This is a genomic window from Aquibium oceanicum (genome assembly GCF_001889605.1).
GTDB classification, from domain to species: Bacteria; Pseudomonadota; Alphaproteobacteria; order Rhizobiales; family Rhizobiaceae; genus Aquibium; species Aquibium oceanicum.
In genome coordinates this window covers 4,497,030-4,521,790 of sequence record NZ_CP018171.1, presented here as the reverse complement: position 1 = coordinate 4,521,790, position 24,761 = coordinate 4,497,030, and the positions used below count along the sequence as shown (strand labels likewise).

22 protein-coding genes are annotated in these 24,761 nt (G+C 65.3%); 12 read left to right on the top strand and 10 right to left on the bottom strand.

What is annotated here, in order from left to right; all coding sequences use genetic code 11:
• The first annotated feature begins 42 nt into the window (after window positions 1-42).
• Window positions 43-1,212 carry a CaiB/BaiF CoA transferase family protein gene (locus BSQ44_RS22085; protein WP_072607230.1) on the top strand — a complete coding sequence of 390 codons (1,170 nt, stop codon included), beginning with the start codon at window positions 43-45 and terminating at the stop codon, window positions 1,210-1,212.
• A gap of 75 nt (window positions 1,213-1,287) precedes the next feature.
• On the opposite strand, the gene BSQ44_RS22080 is transcribed toward BSQ44_RS22085, so the two are convergent.
• The 8 genes from BSQ44_RS22080 to BSQ44_RS22045 form a co-directional block, all read right to left on the bottom strand.
• On the bottom strand, window positions 1,288-2,388 hold the full coding sequence (locus tag BSQ44_RS22080; RefSeq protein ID WP_072607229.1) for a DUF917 domain-containing protein: 1,101 nt from the start codon (window positions 2,386-2,388) through the stop codon (window positions 1,288-1,290).
• Window positions 2,378-3,925: a hydantoinase/oxoprolinase N-terminal domain-containing protein gene (locus BSQ44_RS22075; RefSeq protein ID WP_072607228.1), complete on the bottom strand. Its 1,548-nt coding sequence runs from the start codon at window positions 3,923-3,925 to the stop codon at window positions 2,378-2,380. The genes BSQ44_RS22080 and BSQ44_RS22075 overlap by 11 nt, the downstream gene beginning before the upstream one ends.
• A gap of 88 nt (window positions 3,926-4,013) precedes the next feature.
• Window positions 4,014-4,628 (bottom strand): pyridoxamine 5'-phosphate oxidase family protein, encoded by a 615-nt coding sequence (locus BSQ44_RS22070; RefSeq protein ID WP_072607227.1) that lies wholly within the window; start codon window positions 4,626-4,628, stop codon window positions 4,014-4,016.
• A gap of 86 nt (window positions 4,629-4,714) precedes the next feature.
• Window positions 4,715-5,623 (bottom strand): ATP-binding cassette domain-containing protein, encoded by a 909-nt coding sequence (locus BSQ44_RS27585; protein WP_072607226.1) that lies wholly within the window; start codon window positions 5,621-5,623, stop codon window positions 4,715-4,717.
• The gene (locus BSQ44_RS27580; protein ID WP_072607225.1) at window positions 5,620-6,468 is read right to left on the bottom strand and encodes an ABC transporter ATP-binding protein; all 849 of its coding nucleotides are present in this window, start codon (window positions 6,466-6,468) and stop codon (window positions 5,620-5,622) included. The genes BSQ44_RS27585 and BSQ44_RS27580 overlap by 4 nt, the downstream gene beginning before the upstream one ends.
• Window positions 6,465-7,361, bottom strand: coding sequence for an ABC transporter permease (locus tag BSQ44_RS22055; protein ID WP_072607224.1), 897 nt, complete (start codon window positions 7,359-7,361; stop codon window positions 6,465-6,467). The genes BSQ44_RS27580 and BSQ44_RS22055 overlap by 4 nt, the downstream gene beginning before the upstream one ends.
• Window positions 7,361-8,383 carry an ABC transporter permease gene (locus tag BSQ44_RS22050; RefSeq protein ID WP_072607223.1) on the bottom strand — a complete coding sequence of 341 codons (1,023 nt, stop codon included), beginning with the start codon at window positions 8,381-8,383 and terminating at the stop codon, window positions 7,361-7,363. Before BSQ44_RS22050 ends, BSQ44_RS22055 begins: the two co-directional genes overlap by 1 nt.
• Before the next feature lie 149 nt (window positions 8,384-8,532).
• Window positions 8,533-10,098, bottom strand: coding sequence for an ABC transporter substrate-binding protein (locus BSQ44_RS22045; protein WP_072607222.1), 1,566 nt, complete (start codon window positions 10,096-10,098; stop codon window positions 8,533-8,535).
• A gap of 208 nt (window positions 10,099-10,306) precedes the next feature.
• Between BSQ44_RS22045 and BSQ44_RS22040 the strand changes: the two genes are divergently transcribed.
• Entirely contained in the window at window positions 10,307-11,077 is a 771-nt protein-coding gene (locus tag BSQ44_RS22040) for an SDR family NAD(P)-dependent oxidoreductase (RefSeq protein WP_072607221.1), read from the top strand.
• A gap of 32 nt (window positions 11,078-11,109) precedes the next feature.
• On the opposite strand, the gene BSQ44_RS22035 is transcribed toward BSQ44_RS22040, so the two are convergent.
• Window positions 11,110-13,188 carry a TRAP transporter permease gene (locus BSQ44_RS22035; protein ID WP_072607220.1) on the bottom strand — a complete coding sequence of 693 codons (2,079 nt, stop codon included), beginning with the start codon at window positions 13,186-13,188 and terminating at the stop codon, window positions 11,110-11,112.
• Window positions 13,189-13,243: 55 nt separating this feature from the next.
• Entirely contained in the window at window positions 13,244-14,278 is a 1,035-nt protein-coding gene (locus BSQ44_RS22030; RefSeq protein ID WP_114580014.1) for a TAXI family TRAP transporter solute-binding subunit, read from the bottom strand.
• 869 nt (window positions 14,279-15,147) lie between these two features.
• On the opposite strand from BSQ44_RS22030, the gene BSQ44_RS22020 reads away from it, so the two are divergent.
• The 10 genes from BSQ44_RS22020 (at window position 15,148) to BSQ44_RS21975 (ending at window position 24,753) form a co-directional block, all read left to right on the top strand.
• Complete coding sequence (locus tag BSQ44_RS22020; protein WP_072607217.1) at window positions 15,148-16,557, top strand: ABC transporter substrate-binding protein; 1,410 nt, start codon at window positions 15,148-15,150, stop codon at window positions 16,555-16,557.
• Window positions 16,558-16,576: 19 nt separating this feature from the next.
• Window positions 16,577-17,542 carry an ABC transporter permease gene (locus BSQ44_RS22015; RefSeq protein WP_072607216.1) on the top strand — a complete coding sequence of 322 codons (966 nt, stop codon included), beginning with the start codon at window positions 16,577-16,579 and terminating at the stop codon, window positions 17,540-17,542.
• Between the two features lie 77 nt (window positions 17,543-17,619).
• Complete coding sequence (locus tag BSQ44_RS22010; RefSeq protein WP_162276747.1) at window positions 17,620-18,450, top strand: ABC transporter permease; 831 nt, start codon at window positions 17,620-17,622, stop codon at window positions 18,448-18,450.
• A 31-nt stretch (window positions 18,451-18,481) separates the two neighbouring features.
• Window positions 18,482-19,720: a CaiB/BaiF CoA transferase family protein gene (locus BSQ44_RS22005; RefSeq protein WP_083534873.1), complete on the top strand. Its 1,239-nt coding sequence runs from the start codon at window positions 18,482-18,484 to the stop codon at window positions 19,718-19,720.
• Entirely contained in the window at window positions 19,717-21,069 is a 1,353-nt protein-coding gene (locus tag BSQ44_RS22000) for a CaiB/BaiF CoA transferase family protein (protein ID WP_072607213.1), read from the top strand. Before BSQ44_RS22005 ends, BSQ44_RS22000 begins: the two co-directional genes overlap by 4 nt.
• Window positions 21,005-21,820, top strand: a complete 816-nt coding sequence (locus tag BSQ44_RS21995; protein WP_072607212.1) for an enoyl-CoA hydratase/isomerase family protein — start codon at window positions 21,005-21,007, stop codon at window positions 21,818-21,820. Before BSQ44_RS22000 ends, BSQ44_RS21995 begins: the two co-directional genes overlap by 65 nt.
• Before the next feature lie 2 nt (window positions 21,821-21,822).
• Complete coding sequence (locus BSQ44_RS21990) at window positions 21,823-22,779, top strand: Rid family hydrolase (RefSeq protein ID WP_072607211.1); 957 nt, start codon at window positions 21,823-21,825, stop codon at window positions 22,777-22,779.
• Entirely contained in the window at window positions 22,776-23,261 is a 486-nt protein-coding gene (locus BSQ44_RS21985; RefSeq protein WP_072607210.1) for an FAS1-like dehydratase domain-containing protein, read from the top strand. Before BSQ44_RS21990 ends, BSQ44_RS21985 begins: the two co-directional genes overlap by 4 nt.
• Window positions 23,258-23,728 carry a MaoC family dehydratase gene (locus BSQ44_RS21980; protein ID WP_157894662.1) on the top strand — a complete coding sequence of 157 codons (471 nt, stop codon included), beginning with the start codon at window positions 23,258-23,260 and terminating at the stop codon, window positions 23,726-23,728. The genes BSQ44_RS21985 and BSQ44_RS21980 overlap by 4 nt, the downstream gene beginning before the upstream one ends.
• Entirely contained in the window at window positions 23,725-24,753 is a 1,029-nt protein-coding gene (locus BSQ44_RS21975) for an alcohol dehydrogenase catalytic domain-containing protein (RefSeq protein ID WP_072607208.1), read from the top strand. Before BSQ44_RS21980 ends, BSQ44_RS21975 begins: the two co-directional genes overlap by 4 nt.
• Window positions 24,754-24,761: the final 8 nt, after the last annotated feature.

Here is a 24,761-nt window from a genome sequence, read left to right as displayed (position 1 = left end):
GTGCCTGCCGGCGCCACAGAGAGCCGGGGCGGGTAGACGGCTATGCTGCCACTCCTGGAAGGCATCACGGTCCTGGACCTGAGTTCGATCGTCATGGGGCCGATGGCAGCGCAGACGCTCGGCGACTACGGGGCCACGGTGATCAAGGTGGAGCCGCCTGAGGGCGACCTCGCGCGTGCCTCGGGAACGCCGGGACCGGACGGGACCGGTGCGCTGTTTGCCAACAACAACCGCAACAAACGCTCGATCGTGCTCGACCTCAAGTCGGATCGCGGCCGCGCGGTATTGGACCGGCTGCTCGGGCGGGCCGACATCCTCCTGCACAACATGCGCCCACGCGCGGCCGAGCGGCTGGGGATTTCCGCGGCCCGCCTGATGGCGCTGAGGCCGGACCTGATCCACTGCGCCGCCGTCGGCTTCGGATCGGACGGGCCCTTCGCCGACCGCCCGGCCTATGACGACATCGTTCAGGCGGCGGCCGGGCTGGCGTCCCTGCCGGGCGAATTCGGCGAGCAGCCGGCCTTCGTGGCGAGCATTGTCGCCGACAAGGTGGCGGGCCTGAAAGCCGTGCAGGCGATACTCGCGGCCCTGATGTACCGCGAGCGCACCGGCAGGGGCTGCGCCATCGAGGTGCCGATGTTCGAATGCCTCGTCGCATTCCTGTTCAACGAGCATCTCGACGCGGCGACCTTCGGCGCGGATGTGGCGCCGGGATACGCGCGGCTCCTCAACCCGCACCGGAAGCCCTACGCCACCGCGGACGGCTGGCTGGCGGTGATGCCCTATTCCGAGAAGGACTGGCGCCGGCTGCTGGTGGAATTCGGCCGCTCGGACGTGTTGGAAGCCGACTGGTTCGCCAGCGCGGCGGGCCGCAACGGCAATTCCGCCCGGCTCTATCAGGTGCTCGCCGAGGGGCTGAAATCGCGAACCACCGCAGACTGGGCCGAATGCCTGGACAGGCTGGACATCCCCTATTCCGGGGTCAACTCTCTGGAGAGCCTGCTGGAGCATCCGCATCTCAAGGCCAAGGATTTCTTCCGCCCGGTGGACGGCTTCGAAGGGCGTGTCCGCTCGGTGCCGGAGCCGGTGTCCTTCTCGCTCAGCGAAACCTCCGCCAACCGTGCCGCGCCGCTCAAGGGAGCCGATACGCGTGAAATCCTCGCGGAGTTCGGCCTGACCGAAGAAGAGATCGACGATCTCATCGAAGCCTGAGACGCTGCCTGGAAAACGATGTGGTTGAAGGCCGGCGACGAAATCGCCGACCTTCCGTCCGCGTCGTGAGCGCGGTCAGGCCGCCGCGTCCGCGAGAGGCGTGAAGAGAATCTCCGGATAGCCGAACGCCTTCGGCCCGACGACCTCCAGCGCCCGCGGCGTCTTCATCAGGGAATGCGCCGGCAGGCCGATGACGGAGACGCGCTGGCCGAAGCGCAACATCTCGGTCGTGATCGGCTCGCCGGTTTCCTGTTCCAGGTTCATGATCAGGTCCGGCACCATGACCTTCGGCTCGCCGTCGACCCACAGAACGAGGTTCTCGTTCTGGATCGCGATGCGCGCCTCCGATCCCGCCCAGTCGCCCATGCCGCTCAACAGCGCGTGGCCGCGCATGAACCCGCCGGTCAGTTCGCGGCGAACGTCGACGAGCTTGCCGGTGAAGAAAAGTCCTCCGCCGGTCTTCTCGACCACTTTCTCCACCACGTCCTGCCGTTTGGCTCGGGCCTGAAGGACGGTGGCGCCAATCTCGATCGCCTGCGTGACCGTGCCTGGAATTGCCGTGCGGCGGATGAACTCCATCGAAAGCGGCGCCCCGGCCGCGCCCGCGCCGGCACCCATGGCGACGGTCGCCGTGCGCATGAGACGCTCGAGCATCAGGGCGCTTGTCACCTTGCGGAAGACCACGACATTGCCCTTGTCGTCGGCCAGGGCCGAAAGCAGGGACGCCTCGCCGTAGATCGAGAAGGTCGTCATCTGGATCTCGGGAAAGGCGCGGCCCATGCCGTCGCCGTCGATCACCGGCAGTCCCGCCATCGCGGCGGTGATGACGGGCACCATGGCATTGGCGCCGCCGATCTCGGCCGCGATCAGCGCCGCCATCCTGATCCCGGAGGCTTCCTCGACCGCCAGCATCGCGCGATGGCATTCGCCGCCCTCGGAGATCTTCTCGATGCCGATGATCGGCGCGCCGATGCTTCCGACACGGCCGACCCAGGCGTCGTCTGGCAAGGCATCCAGCGGGATGATCCGCACCTGCGCGCCCTTGCGTAGCAGCTCCCGCGTCCGCAGCATTCCGACATAGGGGTTGCCGCCGCCGCCGGTTCCCAGCAGCGCCGCGCCGATCGAAAGCGCCGGCAGGTCGCCCTCGGTCAGCAGAAATCCTTTTTCACCCGACATTGAGTTCTCCTACGGCCTTCACCCGGATGCGCGTCGCGTTGCCCGGCAGGTAGGCCAGAGGCACGTCTTCCACGTCGACGATCTCGATACTGTCGCGTTGCGCGCCCGCCGCCACCGCGGCGTCCTTCGCCTTTCCGGTGGCGTCTTCCAGCGCCTTCTCGCGGCTCGTCTCGGCGAGCGAGTAGACGCTGTCCACTTCGCCGGAAATCTGCGCGATCGCCGCGCCGACGGCGTTGGCGACTGCGAAGTGCTCCGGCTTCACGATCTCCAGACCGCCGATCGGCTCATCGACCAGGATCGAGCCGCCGCCGACGACGATCACCGGAAGCGGATCGGGCGTGACCCTGGCGCGGTCGACACAGTCCTCGAGCATCTCCATCATCTTCCTTCGCGCCCGGGCGATCAGGTCCGGCGAGAGATGCGCGACCTTCGACGCGTCGCCGAGCTCCGCCTTGCCTGCCGCCACCGCGATGTCGGAAGCGGTCAGCGTGTCGCCTCCGAAGATCAGCGCCTCGCGCGTCAGGCGATAGCCGACCGAGGAGGGACCCACCGCCACCGCGTCGTCCATGTCGACGACGAGCGAGCCGCCGCCGAGGCCGATCGAGAAGACGTCGGGCATGCGGAAGTTGGTGCGCACGCCGCCGACCTCCACCGCCATCGGCGCCTGGCGCGGAAAGCCCTTCTGCAGCGAACCGACATCCGCGGTCGTGCCGCCGATGTCGATGACGATCGCCTCCGAGACGCCGGACAGGAATGCCGCGCCGCGCATGGAATTGGTCGGACCCGAAGCGAAGGTCAGCACCGGGAATCGTTCCGCCGTGGCCGCGTCCATCAGGGTCCCGTCGTTCTGGGTCAGGTAGAAAGGCGCGGTGATGCCGGCCTGTGCGATGGCGTTGCGGAAAGCCGCGATGACGTCGCTGGAGAGGTCGCGCAGGCAGGCGTTCATGATCGCGGCGTTCTCCCGTTCGAGCAGCCCGAGCCGGCCGATCTCGTGGGAGAGCGTGACGTGGACGCCGGGCAGAGCGTTCCCGACGATCTCGCCGGCACGCCGTTCCACGTCGGCGCTGACGGGCGAAAAGACCGAGGCGATCGCCACCGAGCGGACGCCCTTCGTCCTGATCTCCTCGGCGATGCCCAAGAGTTCGGCTTCGTCGAGCGGCGAGATGGGACGTCCGTCGAACTCGTTGCCGCCGTGTGCGAGATAGACGTGCCCGCCGAGCGTCCGCTTCAGGTCGTCGGGCCAGTCGATCATCGGCGGCAGCGAGGCGGTCGCCGGAAGTCCGAGGCGGATTGCCGCGGTGGGAGCGAGGTCGCGGCGCTGAACGACGGCATTGGTGAAATGCGTCGTTCCGATCATGACGACGTCGATTGCCCCGGCCTCGATGCCCGAGGTTTCGAGCACGGCGGTGAGGGCGCCGACCACCCCGCCCATCACGTCCTGCGTGGTCGGCGACTTGACGCCGGCCAGCACGCGGTCACCCTCGACGATCACGGCGTCCGTATTGGTGCCGCCGACGTCGATCCCGATGCGTATCATCCTGCCAACATTCCTTCTCGAAAACGGTCGAAGTCATCTCTTCCGCCCGCCGGATGTCTGGGAGCGGAATTTTCGCGAATGGACGGGATCACCACAAGGACTTGCGGTAGCCCTCGGCCAGCCCCGCATCCAGTTCCTCGCTGCTGACGGACAGCGCGAGCTGGTCGCGGACGATCTGCCCGAGCGTGGGCATCTCGGACCGGTCCGGCCAGGTTTCCGGCTGCCAGAGCTGCGAGCGCATGAATGCCTTGGCGCAGTGCATGTAGAGGGCGCGGATCTTCACAACGAGAACCGCGAGCGCCGGCCGTCCGTCGACCGCGAAGCGTTCCCGCAGGTCCGCATCGGCGGTCAGACGCGCCTCGCCATTGATGCGCAAGGTCTCGTTCATGCCGGGAATGAGGAAGATCAGCCCGACGGAAGGATTGCGCACGACGTTCTCCCAGGTGTCCAGGCGGTTGTTGCCGGGACGATCGGGGATCGCGATGGTCTGGTCGTCGAGCGGGACGACGAAGCCCGGCCTGTCGCCGCGCGGGGTCACGTCGGCGTTGCCCGCATCGTCCTGCGAGCCGATGAGCACGAAGGGTGACTTCGACAGGAAGCGTTTCGAATGCTCCTCGAGCAGCCGAAGTTCCTTCCGCACCGCGCCTTCGCTCGGCTCGCGGTAGATCTCGCGCAGTTCGTCGTGTGTCTCTATGAACTTCATGTCTCGATGCCCTATCCGCTGGTCACCGGAATGTGGCGTGCCGGATTGCTACGGCGGCTATGTTCCCGATGGATTGCTCCATTCTCTCAGCCCGACCGGTCGGCGGGCGCGCCGGCTCCCGTCGGCGAACCGGCGCGCCTCAGTTCGAGGAGCTGCTCGGCCGTCGGTATCTCTCCGTCGATCAGCGGCACGACGGGCCGCATGCGTGCATCCTCCTCCGAGATCACCGGAACCGAGGCGAGCAGGAGCCGCGTATAGTCGTGCCGGGGGTCATCGAAGACCGCCGCGGTGGGTCCGCTCTCGACCATCTCGCCGCGATAGAGGATGCCGACCCGCTGGGCGAAGTTCCGCATCAGGCTGAGGTCGTGCGAGATGAACAGGAAGGTCAGCTCGAACCGGCGGCACAGGTCTTCCAGGAGCTCGATGACCCGCGCCTGCACCGAGACGTCGAGTGCGGAGGTCGGCTCGTCGAGCACGATCAGCTTGGGCTCGACCGCGAGCGCCCGCGCGATGGCGACACGCTGCTTCTGGCCGCCGGAAAGTTCGTTGGGATAGCGCTGCGCGAACTCGGCGGGCAGGTGCACCATCTCCAGCAGTTCGGCGATGCGGCGCTGTCTCTGTACGCGCGGATAGCCGAAGGAAACGAGCGGCACGGACACCGACTGCCCGATGGTGCGGCGCGGGTTGAGCGACGAGCCGGGGTTCTGGAACACCATCTGCACCGTGCGCCTGTGCTCGCGCGTGCGGGCGTGTTCGGAAATGTCATTGCCGTCGACAAGGATGCGTCCGCCGGTCGGGGTGGAAAGGCCCACCACCATGCGGGCGATGGTGGATTTGCCAGAGCCACTTTCGCCGGCGAGGCCGTAGACCTCTCCCTTGCGCACCGAGAAACTGACGTCCCTAACGGCATCGACCTGGCCCTTCCGGAAGCCGAGCGCGTTGCGGATCGGGAAGCTCTTCGACAGCCCGTCGATCTGAAGCATCGGCCGCGTCATGCCGCCGACCCCGCGGGTTCCGATCTCATGCCTCCGCCCGATAGGCGTGGCACGGCGGCGATCAGCGACTTCGTGTATTCGTGGTGGGGATCGGCGAAGAGTTCGGCCGCCGGTCGATGCTCCACCACCACGCCCTTGCTCATGACATAGACGTAGTTGGAGGTCTCGCGCACGACGCCGAGATTGTGGGTGATCATCAGGAGCGACAGGCCTTCGGCCTCCACGAGGTCCTTCAGGAGCTTCAGCGTCTGCGCCTGCGTCGTCACGTCGAGCGCGGATCCCGGCTCGTCGGCGATCAGCAGCCGCGGCTGGCTGAGCAGCGCCATGGCGATCAGCACGCGCTGGCGCATGCCGCCCGACAGCATCACCGGATAGGAGGCGGCGACCCGTTCCGGCTCGCGCATGCGCACCTGCGACAGTACCTCGACGATGCGCGCCCTTCGGCCGGCCCGCCCGCGCGCCCGGCCCAGTCGGCGGTCGGCATATTTGAGGATCGTGCCGAGCTGGTCGCCGATCGTGTAGACGGGGTTGAGCGAGGTCATCGGATCCTGGAAGATCATCGACATGGCAGTGCCGCGCAGCTTCATGCGCTCGGATGCCGGCATGGTGAAGAGGTCGCGCCCGTTATACGTGATCGATCCGCCGGTGATACGGGCCGGCGGATCGCTGAGCAGGCCCATGATGGCCTTCATGGTCACGGTCTTGCCCGATCCGCTCTCGCCAACCAGTGCGATTTGCGCCCGCTCGGGCACGTCGAGCGAGACCCCGTGCAGGACGCGGTTCGTGCGGCCGTAGTTGGTGAACTCGACCGAAAGGTCGCGGACGCTTAGAAGAGGCCGGGTCATCGGATCTCCTGCACGTCGAAGAGATCGCGCAGTCCGTCGCCGAGCAGGTTGAAGCCGAGCGCCACGAACAGGATCGCAGAGCCGGGGATCAGGGATTCCCACCAGAAGTCGGGGAGGTAGGAAGCGCCGGCCGAAACCATCGTGCCGAGGTCGGGCGTCGGCGGCTGGATCCCGAGGCCCAGGAAGGACAGGGACGCGCCGACGAGGATGACGAAACCGCAGTCGAGCGAAGTCTTGATCGCCAGCGCCGACACGCAGTTGGGGAGGATCTCGCGGAATAGGATGTGGAACTTGCTCGCGCCGAGCACCTCCGCCGCTTCCACGAACTCCTGGCCGCGCAGCTGCTTGGTGATCGAGTAGATCAGGCGCGCGTGCCAGGTCCACCAGAGCGCGGCCAGCGACAGCATCGAGGTGAGGAGGTCGGGCGACAGCACCGCCGCCACCGCCAGCACGAGGACCAGGCCCGGGATGGCGAGCGCGATGTCGGTCAGGCGCAGGATGATCGTCTCGGTCCATCCGCCGAAGTAGCCGGCGGCGAGGCCCAGCGCGGTGCCCACCGGCACGGCGACGCCCAGCACCACGACCGCCATCAGGAGCGAAATGCGCATGCCGAAGACCACGCGCGTGAGGATGTCGCGGCCCACATTGTCGGTGCCGAACCAGTAGTCCAGCGAAGGCGGCTGGTGCCTGGCGCGGAAGTTGACGACGGCGCCGACGTGGTCGGGATAGGGCGTGATCAGCGGCGCCAGGATGGCGGCCAGCACGCACAGGATCACGATCGCGGCGCCGATCACGGCCGTCGGATTGCGCGAGAAGCGGTACCAGTTCTGGTAGGCGTTGGAGATCCGTTCCGGACCCGTTTCGAGATCAGCCACGACCGCTCCATCCGCCATCATCGGCTTCCCTGGATCCGCACCCGCGGATCGACGATGCCGACCAGGATGTCGATCACCAGATTGACGACCACGAAGAAGACGCCCGACACCATGACCACGCCCATAACCGCGTTCAGGTCCTTCTGCAGGATCGTCCGGATGCCGTAGGAGGCCATGCCGGGCCACGAGAAGATGAGTTCGACCACGAAGGCGTTGCCGACCATCGCGGCGAAGGAGAGGCCCAGGATGGTCAGCGGCGGCACGAAGGCCGGACGCAGCATGTATTTCATTACCCGCACGGGCTCAGGCACGCCGAAGGCGCGGCTGGCCTCCATGTAGTCCTGGCTGGCGACGTCGATCATCGATGCCCGCGTCGTCAGTGCGATCTGCCCGAGTGCCGTCGAGGCAAGCGCCAGGCAGGGTAGCAGCAGATGCCGCAGCGCTTCGGCGAAGACGTCCATGCGGCCGCGCAGCAGCGCGTCGATGGTGACCAGTCCGGTCGTGTCGGCCGAAAACGGCATTCCGGCAGGCAGCCGACCGGTGACGGGGAGGGCGTGCAGCACATAGCCCGCCAGAACCTGGAGCAGCAGCGCCAGCAGAAATGTCGGGGTGACCGCGATCACCAGCGCGAAGATCCGCACCACGTTGTCTGGCCACCGGTCCTTCCATCGCGCCGCCACCACGCCGAGCGGTATGCCGAACAGGAAGACGATGGTGATGGTGTAGAGGACGAGTTCGAAGGATGCCGCGAAGGTGTCGCGGATGTCGTCGTTGACGGGACGCTGCGTCAGCAGGGACTTTCCGAGGTCACCGCGCGCCAGGCCGGTGACGAAGAGCCCGTACTGCTCCAGCAGCGGACGATCCAGCCCGAGATCGCTTCGCAGGTCGGCGACCTGCTCCTGGCTGGCGGTCGGACCGAGCGCCAGCCGCGCCGGGTCTCCGGGCATCCCCCGCGCGATGCCGAAGATCACGATGGATAGGCCGATCAGGACCAGAACCGACCACAGGATCCGGCGGATGAGGAAGAGGAGGAATTCCAACGATCCGTTGCCTCCGGTGAGTACGGATGGATGCTACGGGAAAGCGCCGCGCGCGTCGCCGCCGATCGTTCCGAGTCGACCGATCCTTCTGACGCGGAGTGTCTGCCTGCGAGCCCGGGAGGGGAAGGCTCGCAGGCAATGCGGGCTCGTCAGTCGCAGAGCCAGTTGTAGCGCGTGAAGTCGTAGGGCACCGACTGCATGGGCACGTAGACGTAGCCCGTCAGGCATTTGTCCATCGCGATCTGCGCCCTGAGCGTCAGCAGGAACACGTCGGGCTGCATGTCGACCAGCTTGTGCTGGAGCGTCTTGTAGATCTCCGCCTGTTCGGCAACGTCGGCCGTGCCGCGTGCCTCGTCGATCAGCGCGTCGATCTCGGGGTCCTGCACCCATTCGGTCGAGGCCCAGGTGCCAGCGGCCTTGGAGTGATATTGGGTGAAGAACATCGAATCCGGCGACGGATAGGTCGGGCCGAAGAAGATCTGGGTCAAGGCCGGCGTCGTCTCCGGCTTGGTGGCCAGTTCGGTGAGGCGGTTCCATGGATCGGCCTGCTGGGTGACCTTGAATCCGAGCTGCTCGAGATTGGACTGCATGAGCAGGCTGATCTCTTCCTCGAACTTGGTGTTGGCGACGTAGCCCAGCGTGATGGGGATTTCCTGGCCCGCATATTTCGACTTGGCGATCTCCGCCTTCGCGGCCTCCATGTCGAACTTCGGCTCGGGAATGTCGTCGGCATGAAACTCGGCGAAGGCCTTCGGAAGCGGCGTCGACAGCACGCCACCGGGGTAGATGACGTCGCGGATCGTGTCGTAGTCAGTCGCGAGCGCCAGCGCGCGGCGGATGTGGACGTCGTCGGTCGGCGCGACCTGCGTGTTCAGCTTCATCATGAAGGCGGTGGCCGTGTCGAACTTCAGGATTTCGAAGCGCCCCATCTCCTCGAGCGCGGTGTAAGTCTCCGGCGCCTGGAACGGGCTACTGACCGTCAGTTCGCCCGACGCGGCGAGCGAGCGGACCGTCGCCTCGTCGCTGGTGACGATCCAGCGGACCTCCTCGATCGGCTTGTCGCCGAAGCTGCCGAAGTAGTCCTTGTTGCGCTCGATGGTCAGGCCCGTGCCGCGGTCGTACGACTTCAGCAGGTAGGCGCCCGAGCCCGCGACGTTGGTGGCGAGATAGGTCTGCGCGTCGTCCGAACCTTCATTGGCCTTGGCGACTTCCTCGTTGACGATGAAGAGTGAGGGGATGGTCGCGAGGAAGGGTGAATAGGTCTTCGAAAGCGTGAACTTGACCGTCTTGTCGTCGACAGCGGTCACCGAGCCGGGCTCCAGCACGCTCGAGAACAGGTTTGCCGGCCCCTGGTTGATGCGCAGCAGTCTTTCCAGCGAATAGATGACGTCGTTCGCCTCGACGGGAGAGCCGTCGGTGAAGTTCGCGTCGTCGCGTATCTTGAAGGTGATCTCCCTGGCGTCCTCGGAAACCTCCCAGCTCTCCGCGAGTTCCGGGGCGAGGTTGCCGCCTTCGACCACCGTGACGAGCGCGTCGTAGAGGTTGACCGCGGCCATGTAGTCCGTCTGGTCGGATATCTTGGCGGGATCGAGCGTACGGAAGATCTGCCCCGTGCTGATCGTCACCACGGCTTCCGCGGAGGCCGGAGCGGTGCCGGCAGCGGCCAGCATGATGACCGCCAGGGCGGTCGTCGCAAATGAGGTTCCCCTTCTCATTGCAGTAATCCTTTCATTGTGGTCCCGAGCGCCGCATCTGTCGCCGAGATTGCGAGTTAAGGGCACAACGAGACATCGCTACAATACGATATTGAAGCTTTTCCGATAACCACGGATTATGGCTTATTCGTCAATTCGGTATCGCGATCCGCGCGCCCGAGAACTACCCTTGTCGCGACAGATTGGGTCGAACGGGAGGGAATGGACGATGAGGCTCGAAGGCAAACTCGCGGTGATCACCGCCGCGGCGTCCGGAATGGGACGTGCGGGCGTCGAACTCTTCCTCGAACAAGGCGCGCGCGTCTGTGCCGTCGACGTCAACGCGGCGGGCCTGGATGCGTTACGGCGCGACCTCGACCCTTCGGGAGAGCGACTTTCGACCGTAGAGGCCGATCTCGGATCGCCCGATGGCGCACGGGGGTCGATCCACGACGCCGCCGGAAAGCTCGGCGGCATCGACGTTCTGTGGGCGCATGCGGGCATACCGGGGCCCGGCGGAATCGAGCATCTGGACGTCGGCGAATACCAGAAGGCCTTCGCGCTGAACGTCCGGTCGGCGACGCTCGCCGCAGGGGAGGTGATCGGCCACATGCGCAAGCGCGGCAAGGGCTCCATCATCTTCACCGCTTCCGTGTCCGGAATGGTCGGCTCGATGTGGTCGCCGGTCTATTCGAGCTGCAAGTTCGCGGTCGTCGGCCTGACGAAGTCGCTCGCCCAGACCTTCGCGCCCGACAATGTGCGCGTCAACGTCGTGTGCCCTGGGCTCGCCGATACACCGATGAAGGTCGGTTTCACGGGCCGCGGCGTCAGCGCCGAGGCCGCGGCGGCGGCCGAAGCGAAGATGATGACCATGATCCCGCTGGGGCGACTCGTGAAGCCGATGGAAGTGGCGCACGCCGCGCTGTGGCTCGCATCCGACGACGCATCCTTCGTGACCGGCATCGAACTGCCCGTGGACGGCGGCTTCACCTGCAAGTAGCGCAGAAGGCATTCGACGGCGGCCCGGTGGCCTCAGTCCGCGCCCTGGCGCAAAGCGTCGTTGTCGCTGCGGAAGATCGTCTGGCGCAGAAACGCCGGGGCGATGAGAACAAGGCCGATGATCGTGGCGACGAGGTCCGGCGCGACGAGGAAGATCGCCGCCAGGCCCAGAAGTATCCGCTCGTACACCCGCAACGGCGCGAAGAGCCAGCTCGAGAACGCTGCCGACAAGGCCCATATGCCCAGCATCGCTCCCCCGGCCGCGAGGAAGAATTCCGTCCAGGTGAAGCCGTCGGTCACCAGGAGCAGCGACGGGGAAAAGGCGAAGACGAACGGTACCAGCGCCTTGCCCATGCCGAGACGGAAAGCGGTGTTGCCAGCCTTGAATGCATTGGCGTCGGCGATGCCCGCGGCCGCATAGGCGGCCAGCGCCACCGGCGGAGTGATGTCGGCCAGCACTCCGTAATAGAAGACGAAGAAGTGCGCCACGAGCGGCTGTACGCCCAGCAGTCCGAGGATGGGGGCTGCGACGGCGATCATGATCAGGTAGTTCGCCGTCGTCGGTATGCCGCAGCCCATGAGCACGCATACGACCGCCGTCATGATGAGCGTGAACAGCAGCGTCAGGTTCGCGACGCTCATCACCTCGAACGGCAGGACCGAAAGGAAGCCGCTGACGTTCTGTGCCCATTCGGCGGCAACCGAGGTCACCATGTAGGCGATCTTGAAACCCACGCCCGTCAGCGTGACGACGCCGATGACGATGCCGACCAGCGCGGCGGCGGCGGTCACGGACAGCGAGTATTTCGCCCCGACGACGAAGCCGTCCCATGTCTCGCGCACGGTCTCGCGTATGGCGGTCCCCACGTCGTGGCGGATCAGGTTCTGGATCACCAGCACGAGCAGGCACGACGAGATGCCCCAGAAGGCGGCGAGATAAGGCGTCTTGCCCGAGAGCAGGACCGCGACCAGCACGAAGAGCGGCAGTGTCGTCAGCCAGCCGGCCTTGAACACGGTCCAGGCGACGGGGAGTTCCTCTTTCGTCAGGCCGCGAAGGCCGCGGCGGCGCGCTTCGAGGTGAACCTGCACCAGAACACCGAAGAAATGCATGAAGGCCGGCACCAGCGCGGCGGTGAGAATGGTGGTCAGCGGAACGCCCAGATACTCGATCATCAGGAACGCGACCGCGCCCATCACCGGCGGCGTGATCTGGCCGCCGGTAGAGCTTGCGGCCTCGACGGCCGCAGCGAAGTGGCGGGGATACCCGACGCGGATCATCGCCGGGATGGTCAGCGATCCGGTCGTCACCGTGTTGGCGATCGAAGAGCCGGAGATCGAGCCGAGCATGGCCGACGAGATGACCGACACCTTGGCTGGACCGCCCGCGAAACGCCCCGCGAGCGCCGAGGCGAGATCGATGAAAAGCTGCCCCAGCCCGATGCGCGTCGCCAGGACGCCGAACAGTACGAAGTGGAAGACGTAGGTGGAGATGACCCCCAGCGCCGTGCCGTAGATGCCCTGGCTGGTGAGATAGAGGTGATTGACGATGTTGCTCCAGCTCGCGCCCGGATGCGTGAGGATGCCCGGCATCGACCGGCCGAAATAGGCGTAGGCGAGGAACAGGAGGGCGATGACCGGCAGCGGCCAGCCCATGGCGCGACGCGTCGCCTCCAGCAGCACGACGATCAGGATCGTTCCCATGACGACGTCGATCGGCAGCGGATCGCCGACGCGGAAGGCGAGGTCGTCGAATATCCACGGGACGTAGAGGGCAGCCACGACGCCTGCTGCGGCGAGCACCCAGTCGGACAGGGAAACGCCGAGCGGCCGCAGCCAGGTGCTCCGCGGCTCCGGCGCCTTGCCCCATGCCACGAAGGAAAAGAAGATCAGGCCCAGCGTGAAGGCGAGGTGCGTCCCGCGATGCGTGACCGCCTGGGGGATGCCGTATCCGGCGGTATAGAAGTGGTAGCAGGAAAGGACGAACAGCGCCGTCGCGACCAGCCAGTCCAGGGGAAAAGCCAGCGGCCGGAACCGAACCTCCGGATCGTAGCGCTCCTCCAGCGCCTTCATCTCGGCTTCGGTGAGCGCCTCCTGGCGGTCGGCCTCGGTCATGCTGCGCTCCGCTTGCAAAGTGGGGCCGGCGAACCGGCCCCACGCATCTGAGGACTTATTCGGCGGTCATGCCGCTGACGTCCATGCCTTTTTCCTCGTAGAAGCGGGCCGCACCCGGGTGCAGCGGAATGCCCACGCCGTCGAGAGCCGTCTCGAGCGTGATCTGCTTGCCCTTCTGGTGGCCGGCATCCAGCAGCTTGCGGGTGTTGTCGTTCCACAGAGCCGCCGTGACGTTGTAGATCAGGTCGTCCGGCTGGTCGGCCGAGGTGATCCACTGCGCGCCGACCGACAGCGTCGTCGTGTCTTCGTCGACGCCCTCGTAAGTGCCGCCGGGCACGGTGTTTTCGGCGAAGAAGGTGTACTTGCCGATCACGCCCTCGGCCTCACTGCCCGAGATCGGAACCAGCGTGATGTCCTCCTGGCTCGCCAGTTCGGCAATCGCGCCGGCGGGAAAGCCGCCGACGAAGAAGAACGCGTCCATGGCGCCGTCGCGCATCCGCTCCGCGGCCTGGTCGGGCTTCAGGAAGGCCGCTTCGACGTCGTCCTCGCTCAGGCCGTAGGCCTCGAGGATGATGCGCGCATCCACCAAGGTGCCGGAACCCGGCTCGTCCAGGGAAACGCGCTTGCCGGCGAGATCCGCGACACTCTTAATGCCGCTCTCGGCGCTCGCGACCAGGTGAATCGTTTCGGGATAGAGGTTGGCGATGGCGCGCAGCTTCGTGACCGCCTCGCGATCCTGCCAGATGCCGGTGCCCGTCTGTGCCCAGGTTGCGACGTCGGACTGAGAAAAGCCGGATTCGAGCGTGCCACCCGCAATGGCGTTGACGTTGGCCACGGAACCGTTGGCCGACAGGGCCGTGGCGATCAGCCCCGGAACGCCGCACGAGCCGCCGTCCTCGCAGGGCCTGGAGCCCGGCGGGTTGGAGATCGCGTTGGCGATCAGGCCGCCGATCGGATAATAGGTGCCGGCGGTGCCGCCGGTGCCGATGCGGAAAAACTGCGGTTCCTGTGCCTGCACGGAAGAGCCGGCCACCAGGCCCATGGCCACCAGCGCTGAAAAAATGAGCGATTTCATTCGAATTGCCTCCATTGTGGCTTTTGGTGGGGGCAGCTAACACCATTTCGCCGAGAGCCTCAACTCGCCTGTTCGAGTAAGTTCGGCGGCAATGCCGGCGATGGGCGGCGACAGGGGTGCCGCTGGAGGCGATATTCCCGACCGGCCAAAGGGTATCCACGCCCGGTCTGAACAAACGATGGTGCTCTCGATCGGCTCGACAGCTTCTGCCGAAGCCCGGCGCACAATGTCAGAAGAAAGGAGTTCGTTGGCTGGGACGATCTCGCGCCCCGTTGGCAGGCTTGCCTGGCCAGCATGCGCGCAACGGCCGAGCACGACGAGCAGTCGATTCCTGTTTCGAAAGTAGCAGTGGTGGGCGAGACGATCGCGCAATGCGGACGCCGCTTGTGAAGAGAAGAGCCCGCTCGGAAAGGACCAGCGCAACGACTTTCCGGAACCTGCAACGACGCGCCACAGAGGTCTGACCAGAAATCATGAAACGTTTCATTTACATTCCTAAATGGCGGTGCTACGCTTCCCATGCAATTCACACCTAGGAGCTTCGGCAACGCTCTTTCTCGGCGATCCCGTTAAGATCTGAAGAAAAACGCTCGGATCATCGGCCCCGACGCAGTGCGTAATGCAGTGCTTCTGCAGAGATCCGGAAAGGTCTGAGCTATGAAATGGGATGGCGTCGACAAATTGGCTCCTAATCGCAGGGGCGTGCTGCTGGGGCTGGGCGGGACGGTCGCAGCGTCGGCATTGATGCCCTTCAACTGGGCGTCTGCACAGGAGAAGGGCGGCACGCTTCGCGTGACCATAGGTGGTACCCCGCCTGACTTCGACGTCCACCAGTCCGGCACTTACCTCACACAGAATCCTGCGCGCCATGCTACTCGACGCTGATGCGGATCGATCCCAGCGACACGACCAAGCTCGTCCCCGATCTCGCCGAAAGCTATGAAGTCTCCGAGGACGGACTCACCGTTACGTACAAGATCAAGTCGGGCGTGAAGTTTCACGACGGCGGCGATCTTGTGATCGACGACGTCGTCTTCAGCATCAACCGCATCCGGAATCCTCCCACGGGGATCAACAGTCCCCGCAAGAACACCTTCTCCAATATCGCGGAGGTCGAGGCTGCCGATGCCAACACTTTGAAGGTGACCCTGAAGCAGCCGCAGGCGGACTTCCCGTACCTGGTGAGCAACCCGTTCAATGCCATCTACCCGAAGCGCATCGCGGAGCCGCTCGACGCGGAAGGCGTGGGCATGAAGCGGCAGATCGTCGGGACAGGCGCGTTCAAGCTGGCCCGCGCGGTTGACGGACAGCTCTATGAACTCGTGCGCAACGACGACTACTTCGGCGGCGCGCCCAACCTCGACGGAATCCAGTTCTTCCCGATACCGGGCGAAATCGAGCGTAGCGTCGCCCTCCGCGGCGACCGCGTCGATGCCTGTTTCCTCTTCTCCAGCCAGGCGGTCATCAGCGACCTGAAGAAGGCAGAGGGGCTGGTCGTGGGCGATGCGCTGACGCCGACCTTCGTCAACCTGATTTCAAACGTGCTCAAGAAGCCGTTCGATGACCCGAGGGTCCGCGAGGCACTCTCGCTCGCGATCGACCGCACGGCCTTCATCAACACGGTCGGCCCGTTGTCCGGCGCGAACTTCCACAGCCTCGGCCTGTTGCCGCCCGGCAGCCCCTATGCGTTGACCGAAGAAGAGGTGAAGCAGTTCGCCGGCTACGACACCATCCCCGGACTCGGCGGCGACATCGAGGCGAACCGGGCCCGTGCACGTGAACTCCTGAAGGAGGCCGGGGTAGAGCCCGGCTACCAACTCAAGCTGCCGACGCGCGGCGACCTTCCAGTGTTCCGCGACTCTTCGATCAATGTTGCCGCGCAGCTCAACACGATCGGCTTCGATGCATCCGTGGAGATCATGGACGTCGGTGCCTTCGTGGCCCGCGAACTCGCCGGCGAGTTCGAAGTCCTCGTCCATTCGATCGCGGTAGCCGGTGCGCTGCCCGACATCATCCTCGGCGACGCATATACGAGCTTCGGCTACCGCAACTACGGGAAGTGGAAGGACGATTCCATCGACGCCCTGTTCCGCGCCCAGTCGGGCGAAGCCGATCCGGAGAAGCGTAAGGAGTTGATCCGGCAGCAGCAGCTCGCCTTCCTCGGGACGTACTATCACATCAATATGGCATGGGTCGGCTTTGGGTTCGCCCATACCGACCGGCTGAAGGGTTGGACGCCGTCCAACGATGGCTTCAGTAATATGCAGATGGATAAGGTCTGGCTTGAAAGCTAGGCGGAGCTAGCCCCGTTCGATGCTCAGATACGGACTCTTTCGGCTTCTCTCAGGATTGGTGACCCTGCTCCTGGTTGCCGCGATCGTCTTCGTCATCGCCCGGATCATTCCGGGCGATGCGGCGATCATCCTCTCCGGGGGCGACTCCGTTGCGGGGAGCGCGGAAGATCTCGAACTGGTGCGGGAACGGCTGGGCCTGAACCTGCCGATCCCCGTGCAATTCTTCATCTGGCTCGGCGATGTCGCGGCGTACGACCTCGGAACGTCCCTGCGCACGGGCAATCCCGTGATGCAGGACATCGCGCAACGGTTCCCGTTCACGCTTCAGATCGTCCTCATGGCGATGGTAATCGCGGTCGTCCTGGGCGTGCCGGCCGGCGTGATGGCAGCGCGCTATGTCGGCTCCTGGGGCGACCGGCTGCTGCAGACGTTATGCGTGCTCGCACTCGCAGCCCCGTCCTTCTGGGTGGGCATCCTGATTATCCTCGCGCTGGTCACGGTCTTCAACTGGAGCGCACCGCTGTTCTGGGAGCCGTTCTGGTCGGACCCAGCCGCCAGCATCGCGCAGACGATCTGGCCGGCGCTTGCGGTCGGCCTGCGTCAGGTGAGCCTGATCTCCCGCATGACGCGTTCGATCATGCTCGATGTGCTGAACGAGGACTACATTCGCACCGCGCGCTCGAAGGGCCTGTCTGAAGCCAACGTCATCTTCCGCCACGGACTTCGGAACGGCCTGCTGCCGCTCGTGACCCTGATCGGCTTCGAGTTCGCCGCCCTGTTCGGCGCGCTGATTGTAACAGAGACGGTGTTCAACGTGCCCGGCCTCGGCCAGTACGTCGTCACGTCAATTGCCAACCGCGACTATCCGGCACTCCAAGCGATCGTCTTGATCCTGGCCAGCATCGTGGTGCTGGGCAACATCCTCGTCGACTTCGCCTATGGCTGGCTCGATCCGCGCGTTCGGCTCGCAGGCAGGTCGAAATGAGCGGTATGGCTATGCAACCCGCGGCACAGTCCACTGCCACGGCCTCCCTCGAGGCAGAGCGGGGAACCCTGCAGAAGTTGAGCGCCTTGATACGGCGCCACCCGTTGGGGACCTTCGGCGCAGTGGTGCTGGCGATCATGACGTTCGGCGGGGTTTTTGCTCCATGGCTTGCACCCTACGATCCGACGGTCGGCGACGCTACGGCGCTCTACCACCCGCCGAGCGCAACATATCTGCTCGGTACGGATGCGTTCGGGCGCGACACGCTCTCCCGCTTGCTCTACGGCGCACGTACTTCGCTCATCATCGGTTTCGGCTCCAGCATGCTCGGTGTTGTGCTCGGCACCGCGGTGGGCATTCTGGGAGGCTATTTCGGCGGCTGGTTCGATGCCGTCAGCCAGCGCATCATGGATGCGTTGCTGGCATTCCCGCTCCTGCTCCTGGCGCTTGCCATCAGCGCCGTGCTCGGACCCTCGACGATCAACGTTATCATCGCGCTGGGCATCCCCATCATCCCGCGGACCGCGCGGATTGCGCGAGCGGGCACGCTGTCGCTCAGGCACACGACCTTCATCGAGGCAGCTCGCGCCACGGGATGCACCGACTCGCGCATCATCTTCCGTCACATCCTGCCCAACATACTGGGATCCCTGCTCGTCATAGCGACCGCCTATCTGGGCCTTGTCATCGTCCAGGAGGCGGCGCTGGACTACCTCGGCGCCGGAATCCAGGAGCCGCAATCGTCGTGGGGCCTGATGATGTCGGGATCGGCGACGACCCTGGCGCTCGTGGCGCCGTGGGTCGTCATCTTCCCCGGCCTTGCCATACTCCTCACGGTCCTCGCCTCGAACCTTCTGGGCGACGCGGTGCGCGACGAATTCGATCCGAAGATGTCGCGCAACCTCTGAGTACCGCAGCCCCGAATGCAACGGACAGCCCATGACTATCGCGTCTGAACACAACTCCCGTCCCGAGACACACGCCGCGCAACTGGGGCGGGGGGCATTGGGCGCCCTGTCCGTCGTGGAGTTCGGAGAAGGCACCGCTGCCGCCTACACCGCCAAGCTTCTTGCCGATTTCGGAGCGGACGTGGTGAAGGTCGAGAGGCCGCAAGGAGACCCGACACGCAGGCGTGGACCGTTCCCGGACGGCAAGCCCGATCCGGATGCAAGCGGCCTCTTCATGTATCTCAATGCCAACAAGCGCGGCGTTGTGCTCGACGTGGAGGCGGGCGAAGGCGCCGAAGCGCTGGACCGGCTTCTCAAGTCGGTCGACATTTTCGTCACCGACGTCGCGCCTAACGTTCTGCGAGCGGCAGGCTGCGACCCGGAGGCGTTGCGCAGACGCCATCCCCGACTGATCGTGGCCACGCTTTCGCCTTTCGGACGTGGCGGTCCCTGGAGCGACTGGAGGGGCGACGAGCTGATCGCCTATGCCGCGAGCGGCATGGCTTATGGTACGCCCGGCATTCCGGATGCTGCCGAAGACCTCGACGGTGAGCCGCCGCTGCACCCCTCCTGCTTTGCAAGCGAGACGATCGCCGGGGCCTCCGCGGCCGTTGCCGTGATGACGGCCGTGACGGGCCGGCGACATACCGGTGAGGGCTGCCATCTCGACCTCAGCTTTCAGGCTGCGTCCGCGGCTGTGCAGATCAGGGATCTCATGCCGGCTTCGTACGGCAGCGCGGTCTACAACCGGCTCCTCAATCCGACTTCCATTGGGCGCATGCCGAACTTCTACCTTTCGTGCCAGGACGGCTACGTCACGATCGCGGCACCGATGGACATACACTGGAACCGCCTCGCAGAGGCGATGGGTAATCCCGAATGGGCGCGTAGCGCCGATTTCGCTACCGAGCCGGCAAGGGCCAGGAACTGGATCGAGTTGAGGGAAAGGCTGGCTACGTGGGCAATGGGCTGTACGCGTGCTCAGTTGCAGAGCATCGGAGAGCGGTACGGGCTCATGATGTTCCCGTTCCACTCGATCCGCCAGATGGCCGAATCCGATCATGCCCGAGACAGGGCGAGCCTCGTCGATTTTTCGGTCGGAAACAGGCCGGCGCAGATGCCTGGCGCGCCGTTCAAAATGGCGGCGACACCGTGGAGCCTTCGTCGCCCGGCGCCACGCTTTTCGCCTGAAGACGATGCAGGCATTGCGCCGATCGGGGAAGTCGCATGAGCACCTCCCCCAAGCCACTGCCGCTCGAAGGCATTCGCGTGCTCGATTTCGGGCAGTTCGTGGCGATCCCCTTCTGTACGCTCTGGCTCGGTCAGCTGGGCGCGGAGATCATTTCGATAGAGTCGAGCTCGCGTCTCACGGCGCGCGGCGCACCGCCGTTCGAGGAGGGGCAGGAAGGCAACCGCAACGCAAGCGGCTACTTCAACAGCCTTTACGCCACCAAGAAGAGCCTCACGCTGGACCTCGCGACACAAGAGGGGAAGCGGATCGTTCACGAACTCGTCGCGGTGTGCGACGTCGTCGTCGAGAATTTCGCCACGGGAGTGATCGAAAAGCTCGGCTTCGGCTACGATGTGCTGGCGCGCATCAATCCCGGAATCGTGATGATCTCCAACGGCGCATTCGGCAGAACGGGACCGATGAAGGATGGGCGCGGCCTGCATTCGACGGTCAACCTGTTCAGCGGCGTTGCGGATGTCACCGGCTATGTCGATAGCGGGCCGCGGATCATGGGCAGCGTGCTGCCCGACCCGCTGAGCGGTATCTACGCCGCCTTTGCCATACTGGCCGCTCTGGAACATCGTACACATACGGGGCTCGGCCAGTATGTCGACGTCGCCATGTACGAGGCGATGCTCACGCTGATACCCGAAGCTGTCATCGACCTCACGATGAACGGCGTGGAGCCGCGCCGCGTCGGAAACCGCGACAGGCAAAAGGCCCCGCACGGTATTTATCCGGCGGCTGGCGAGGATCGTTGGCTGGCATTGAGCATTGCGGACGACCAGTCATGGCAGGCGTTCTGCAACGTTGTGGGACGCACCGACCTCGCTTCCGATGCACGCTTCGCCAATGCGCCGGCGCGTCTGAAGAATGTCGAGGCGCTGGATGCCGAAGTCGCGTCCTGCACGTCGGCACACGATCTCTACGAGATGGTGGTCCAGCTCCAGACTGCGGGCGTGATGGCAGGCCCTGTGCTTCGCTCCGACGAGCTGTTGGATAATCCCCAGCTCGATGCGCGGGGCATGGTTGTCAGCATCGACCATCCCGTAGCGAACCGCCATCGCCACCTCGGTCTTCCGTGGACCATGGACAGCCTGGGTACGCGGTCAACCCGCGCACCGCTGCTAGGCGAGCACAGTCGGGAAATCATCATCGGATTGCTCGGGCGAACCGAGGCCGAATACGAGCAGATGGAACGCGACCGAATACTCACATGGCTTCCTTTGCGCGCTGGGACGCCACCAGGCCCTCCAGCTGCGTTTCGGAATAGACGGGGACTACATGGGCTATCGATACATCATCACGGAACAGGACGAGCACGGCATCGTAACGGTGACGTTGAATGATCCCGAGGCCAAGAACGCCGTCAGCCCGGAAATGAACGAGGAGATCGTCGCGGAGGTCGAGCGCATCGACCGCGACCCGTCCGCGCGCGTGATGATCCTCACCGGCTCGGGGCGCATCTTCTGCTCAGGCGGCAACATCAAGAAGATGATCGAGAAGGGCAAGGTTCTCGAAGCCGAAGCGCCGTCGCCGCGCGACCAGCTGTCGCCCATCGACGTGGGTATCCGCAAGGTGGTCAACAGCCTGCGGAGTCTGTCGAAGCCGGCGATCGCGGCCGTAAACGGTCCCGCCGTTGGCTCCGGGATCGGCCTCGCCGCCGGATGCGATATCCGGATCGCCTCGTCGGAGGCCAAGTTCGGCTGGGTATTCGTGCGCCGCGGTATAGTCCCCGACGACATGAGCCTCGCCCTCGTGCAGCAGCTGATCGGCTACGCCAATGCTTTTGAATGGGGCGTTACCGGGCGCACGATCGACGCCGCCCGAGCCAAGGAGATCGGCTTCGTGGGCCACGTCGTGGCGCCGGAACAGCTGATGGCGACCAGCCGCGCGCTGGCGCTGGAGATCAGCCAGAACTGCCCGCCGCTGACGGTGCAGACTTTCAAATTGGTGCTGGGTGAATCGATCGGGCAGACGCTGGAGGATTCGGCGCGCCTGGTTGCCAAGGCCCAGGAGTTCGTTGGCGCCACCGAGGATCACCACGAAGCTCTGAGAGCGTATGGCGAGAGACGTACGCCGGTTTGGAAGGGACGTTGACGATGACCCGGCAGACCCTGCAGCCAGAATACTTCCCTTATCTGGACTATCGGCGCTTCGCCTTCTCGTTGGGCGTGATTGCCGACAGCGGCATCTGGATGTCGGGGTGCACGGCTGTGCGCCACGAAGCCGACACCAACAAGATGGTGGTGGACGGAGGCCTGGTCGAGCAGGCGGAAATCGTGTTCGACAAGATAAGGCTGTGCCTGGACCCGGCCCGAAAAGGGCTCGGCGACATCACACGCGTCGTGCGTTACATCCGTTCCGACGTGCTTGCGGATGTTCCGGCTCTCGATGCGCTGCAGCGCAGCCTGCTCGGCCCGTCGGTCGTTTCCACGGACATAGTCGTCAAGCGGCTGCTGCGCGAGCACGCGCTCCTCGAAGTCGAGGCCTTCGTACCGGGAGTGCATGGCTTTCAGCACTTGCCGTCCGTGTTCGGCGCGACGGGCGAAGATGCAGAACGGGCGCTCGGCGATGTGATGCGAGACGGCGCCACCGTGTTGCGCCAGACGCAGTTCGTGGCGCCTGGCGAAAAGGCACCGGCACTGACTTTGCCGGAGGGTCACGCCGCCATCATATGTCCCTGCCTTTCGAACGGCGGCGAAGGCGTTCAGATCGAGACGACGATTGCACGGCCAGGTCCGTCAAACGTGGTCTTCCTTTCCGTTACCGGCGATCCCGCGCTTGATGGCATAGGCGCTCAATGCAGGGACGCATACGAGCGCCTCGGGCGGATGCTCGATGCGGCCGGCAGCAGCTTCGACGACGTCCTCAAGACGACGGAGTTCATCACTCCGGAGGCACTGACCTCCTACCGGGACACGGCACAGGTCCGTCGGGACATGTTCTCCGAGCCGTTTCCCGCTGCGACCGGCGTGGTCTGCGAAGGCCTCACGAGGCCGGGTGCGCTGATCGTCGTGGAAGTGGCGGCGCAGGTGCATCCGGGAGTTGCCGGATGAGCGAGGATCTCGACGAGCGCCTGCTTGCTCACGTCGGCAGAGAGCAGACATTCACCGCACCGGAGCCATTAGGCGAGGCGGCGGTGCGCTACTTCGCGCTGGCGACCGAAGACGCCAATCCGCTCTACAGCGACACCGCGCGCGCCGGTCTCAGCAAGCACCGTGGCATGATCGCGCCGCCCACGCTGATCTGCGAGACCAACCAGATTCTCGGGGGCGAGCCGGGTCGCGGCTCCGACGGCGTCGAGTGGGATCTCCCACTCGAGGGACGCCGGTTCATGCGCAGCGGCAACACCTACGAGTTCGTCCAGCCGGCGAGGCCAGGAGATCGCGTCTCCGTGACGTGGAGGATCGTGGACATCGTTGAACGTCGGACGCGCGGCGGAGACTCCGCTGTCTTCGTGACGTCGCGTGCGGACTACACCAACCAGAACGGCGAGACGCTGGCCACAAACGTGGAAGCCAACGTGTATCTGAAGTGAGCACCTCACGCACAATGCGCTTCGAGGACGTCCGCATCGGCGATGCGGAAACGCCGATCGAGTTCCAGTTCAGCCTGACGTCTCTTGTCCGATACGCGGCTGCCACCTGGGACTTTCATCCCTACCACTACGACACGGAGTTCGTTCGACGCTTCGGCATGCCGGCGCCAGTGGCGGATGGTCAGATGCTGGGCGCACTCATGGCCCGCATGATGATGTCGTGGGGCGGCGACGACGCCTATCTGCGGCGCCTCGGCTACCGCCAGCGCCAGCCGGTATTTGCCGGCGAGACCGTGGTCTTCGAGGGCCGCGTCGTGTCGAAGTCCGCTCAGTCGGGCGCGGGTCTGGTGGACGCGGTGCTCACGGCGAGAAAGACGGACGGTACTGTCGTGATCTCCGACGCCGCCGCAACGATCGAACTGGCTTCGGCCGCACTATCACAGCAAGACATTCGAGGCGCTTCATGAAGGCAGTCATTGTCCGCGACCACGGCGAGCCAAGCGGTCTGTCCTACGAGACGATGGACGATCCGGTGCCAACGGGGCGGCATGTGCTCGTAAAGGTGCACGCTTGCGGTGTCTGCCGTCGCGACCTCCTTGTGCGCCGCGCGCCGCCGACGCGCGAGCTGCACAGCCCGCTTGTACTGGGCCACGAGATCTCCGGCGAGGTCGTGGGGTTGGGACCGCGCGCCCGCGGTTTCCAGATCGGCGACCGGGTCGTGTCCACGCAGCGCGAATACGTCTGCGGTCATTGCTCCAAGTGCCGTACTGATCGCGAGACCCTTTGCGCGGATCTGCGCTTCCTCGGCAATCAGGCGATGGGCGGTTATGCCGAGCTCGTCCTGGTCAACGACGACAATCTCTGCCAGCTGCCAGAAGGCGTCGACTATGTCACCGCCTCCATCGTGGGCTGCCCGGTGGGGACGGCCTACAACGCTGTCTGCGATACCGGTCTGGTAAGGATCGGCGAGCGAGTGCTGGTTACCGGCATGGGCGGCGTCGGCACGCATGCTGTCCAGATCGCGAAAGCGGTCGGTGCCTTTGTGATCGCAACGACCCGTGACGGACGGAAGGCCCCCATGCTCAAGGAGCTCGGGGCCGATGCCGTTGTGGTGGCGCCCGACGGCCAGTTCGCGAAGGCGGTGCGCGAAGCCAGCGGGGCAGGTGGTGTCGACGTGGTCATCGACACGGTCGGCGGCCCTGCCTTCCAGCAGGCGCTGCGGGCCGTCGTTCTGGGCGGACGCATCGTCCTCGTCGGCGACGTCACCGGCAAGCCGGTCGAGGTCAAGATGACCAGCATCTACCGGCGGGGGCTGGAAATCCGCAGCGCGGTCAGCACGTCGCGCAGGCAACTGCAGATGGCGCTGCGCATGGTCGCAGCCGGCCAGATCCGCCCGCTGGTCGCCAAGACGCTTCCGCTCTCGGAGGCCGCCGAAGCCCACCGGCTTTCGGAATCCGACGAGTTGCTGGGCCGCGTCGTGCTCATTCCGTGAGGGAGGAC

Excerpts from the sequence above, each read along its gene's own strand:
- BSQ44_RS22085 (WP_072607230.1), top strand. The coding sequence starts at position 43 with ATGCTGCCACTCCTGGAAGGCATCACGGTCCTGGACCTGAGTTCGATC.
- BSQ44_RS22080 (WP_072607229.1), bottom strand. The coding sequence starts at position 2,388 with ATGTCGGGTGAAAAAGGATTTCTGCTGACCGAGGGCGACCTGCCGGCG.
- BSQ44_RS22075 (WP_072607228.1), bottom strand. The coding sequence starts at position 3,925 with ATGATACGCATCGGGATCGACGTCGGCGGCACCAATACGGACGCCGTG.
- BSQ44_RS22070 (WP_072607227.1), bottom strand. The coding sequence starts at position 4,628 with ATGAAGTTCATAGAGACACACGACGAACTGCGCGAGATCTACCGCGAG.
- BSQ44_RS27585 (WP_072607226.1), bottom strand. The coding sequence starts at position 5,623 with ATGACGCGGCCGATGCTTCAGATCGACGGGCTGTCGAAGAGCTTCCCG.
- BSQ44_RS27580 (WP_072607225.1), bottom strand. The coding sequence starts at position 6,468 with ATGACCCGGCCTCTTCTAAGCGTCCGCGACCTTTCGGTCGAGTTCACC.
- BSQ44_RS22055 (WP_072607224.1), bottom strand. The coding sequence starts at position 7,361 with ATGGCGGATGGAGCGGTCGTGGCTGATCTCGAAACGGGTCCGGAACGG.
- BSQ44_RS22045 (WP_072607222.1), bottom strand. The coding sequence starts at position 10,098 with ATGAGAAGGGGAACCTCATTTGCGACGACCGCCCTGGCGGTCATCATG.
- BSQ44_RS22040 (WP_072607221.1), top strand. The coding sequence starts at position 10,307 with ATGAGGCTCGAAGGCAAACTCGCGGTGATCACCGCCGCGGCGTCCGGA.
- BSQ44_RS22035 (WP_072607220.1), bottom strand. The coding sequence starts at position 13,188 with ATGACCGAGGCCGACCGCCAGGAGGCGCTCACCGAAGCCGAGATGAAG.
- BSQ44_RS22030 (WP_114580014.1), bottom strand. The coding sequence starts at position 14,278 with ATGGAGGCAATTCGAATGAAATCGCTCATTTTTTCAGCGCTGGTGGCC.
- BSQ44_RS22020 (WP_072607217.1), top strand. The coding sequence starts at position 15,148 with ATGCGGATCGATCCCAGCGACACGACCAAGCTCGTCCCCGATCTCGCC.
- BSQ44_RS22015 (WP_072607216.1), top strand. The coding sequence starts at position 16,577 with ATGCTCAGATACGGACTCTTTCGGCTTCTCTCAGGATTGGTGACCCTG.
- BSQ44_RS22005 (WP_083534873.1), top strand. The coding sequence starts at position 18,482 with ATGACTATCGCGTCTGAACACAACTCCCGTCCCGAGACACACGCCGCG.
- BSQ44_RS22000 (WP_072607213.1), top strand. The coding sequence starts at position 19,717 with ATGAGCACCTCCCCCAAGCCACTGCCGCTCGAAGGCATTCGCGTGCTC.
- BSQ44_RS21995 (WP_072607212.1), top strand. The coding sequence starts at position 21,005 with ATGGGCTATCGATACATCATCACGGAACAGGACGAGCACGGCATCGTA.
- BSQ44_RS21990 (WP_072607211.1), top strand. The coding sequence starts at position 21,823 with ATGACCCGGCAGACCCTGCAGCCAGAATACTTCCCTTATCTGGACTAT.
- BSQ44_RS21985 (WP_072607210.1), top strand. The coding sequence starts at position 22,776 with ATGAGCGAGGATCTCGACGAGCGCCTGCTTGCTCACGTCGGCAGAGAG.
- BSQ44_RS21975 (WP_072607208.1), top strand. The coding sequence starts at position 23,725 with ATGAAGGCAGTCATTGTCCGCGACCACGGCGAGCCAAGCGGTCTGTCC.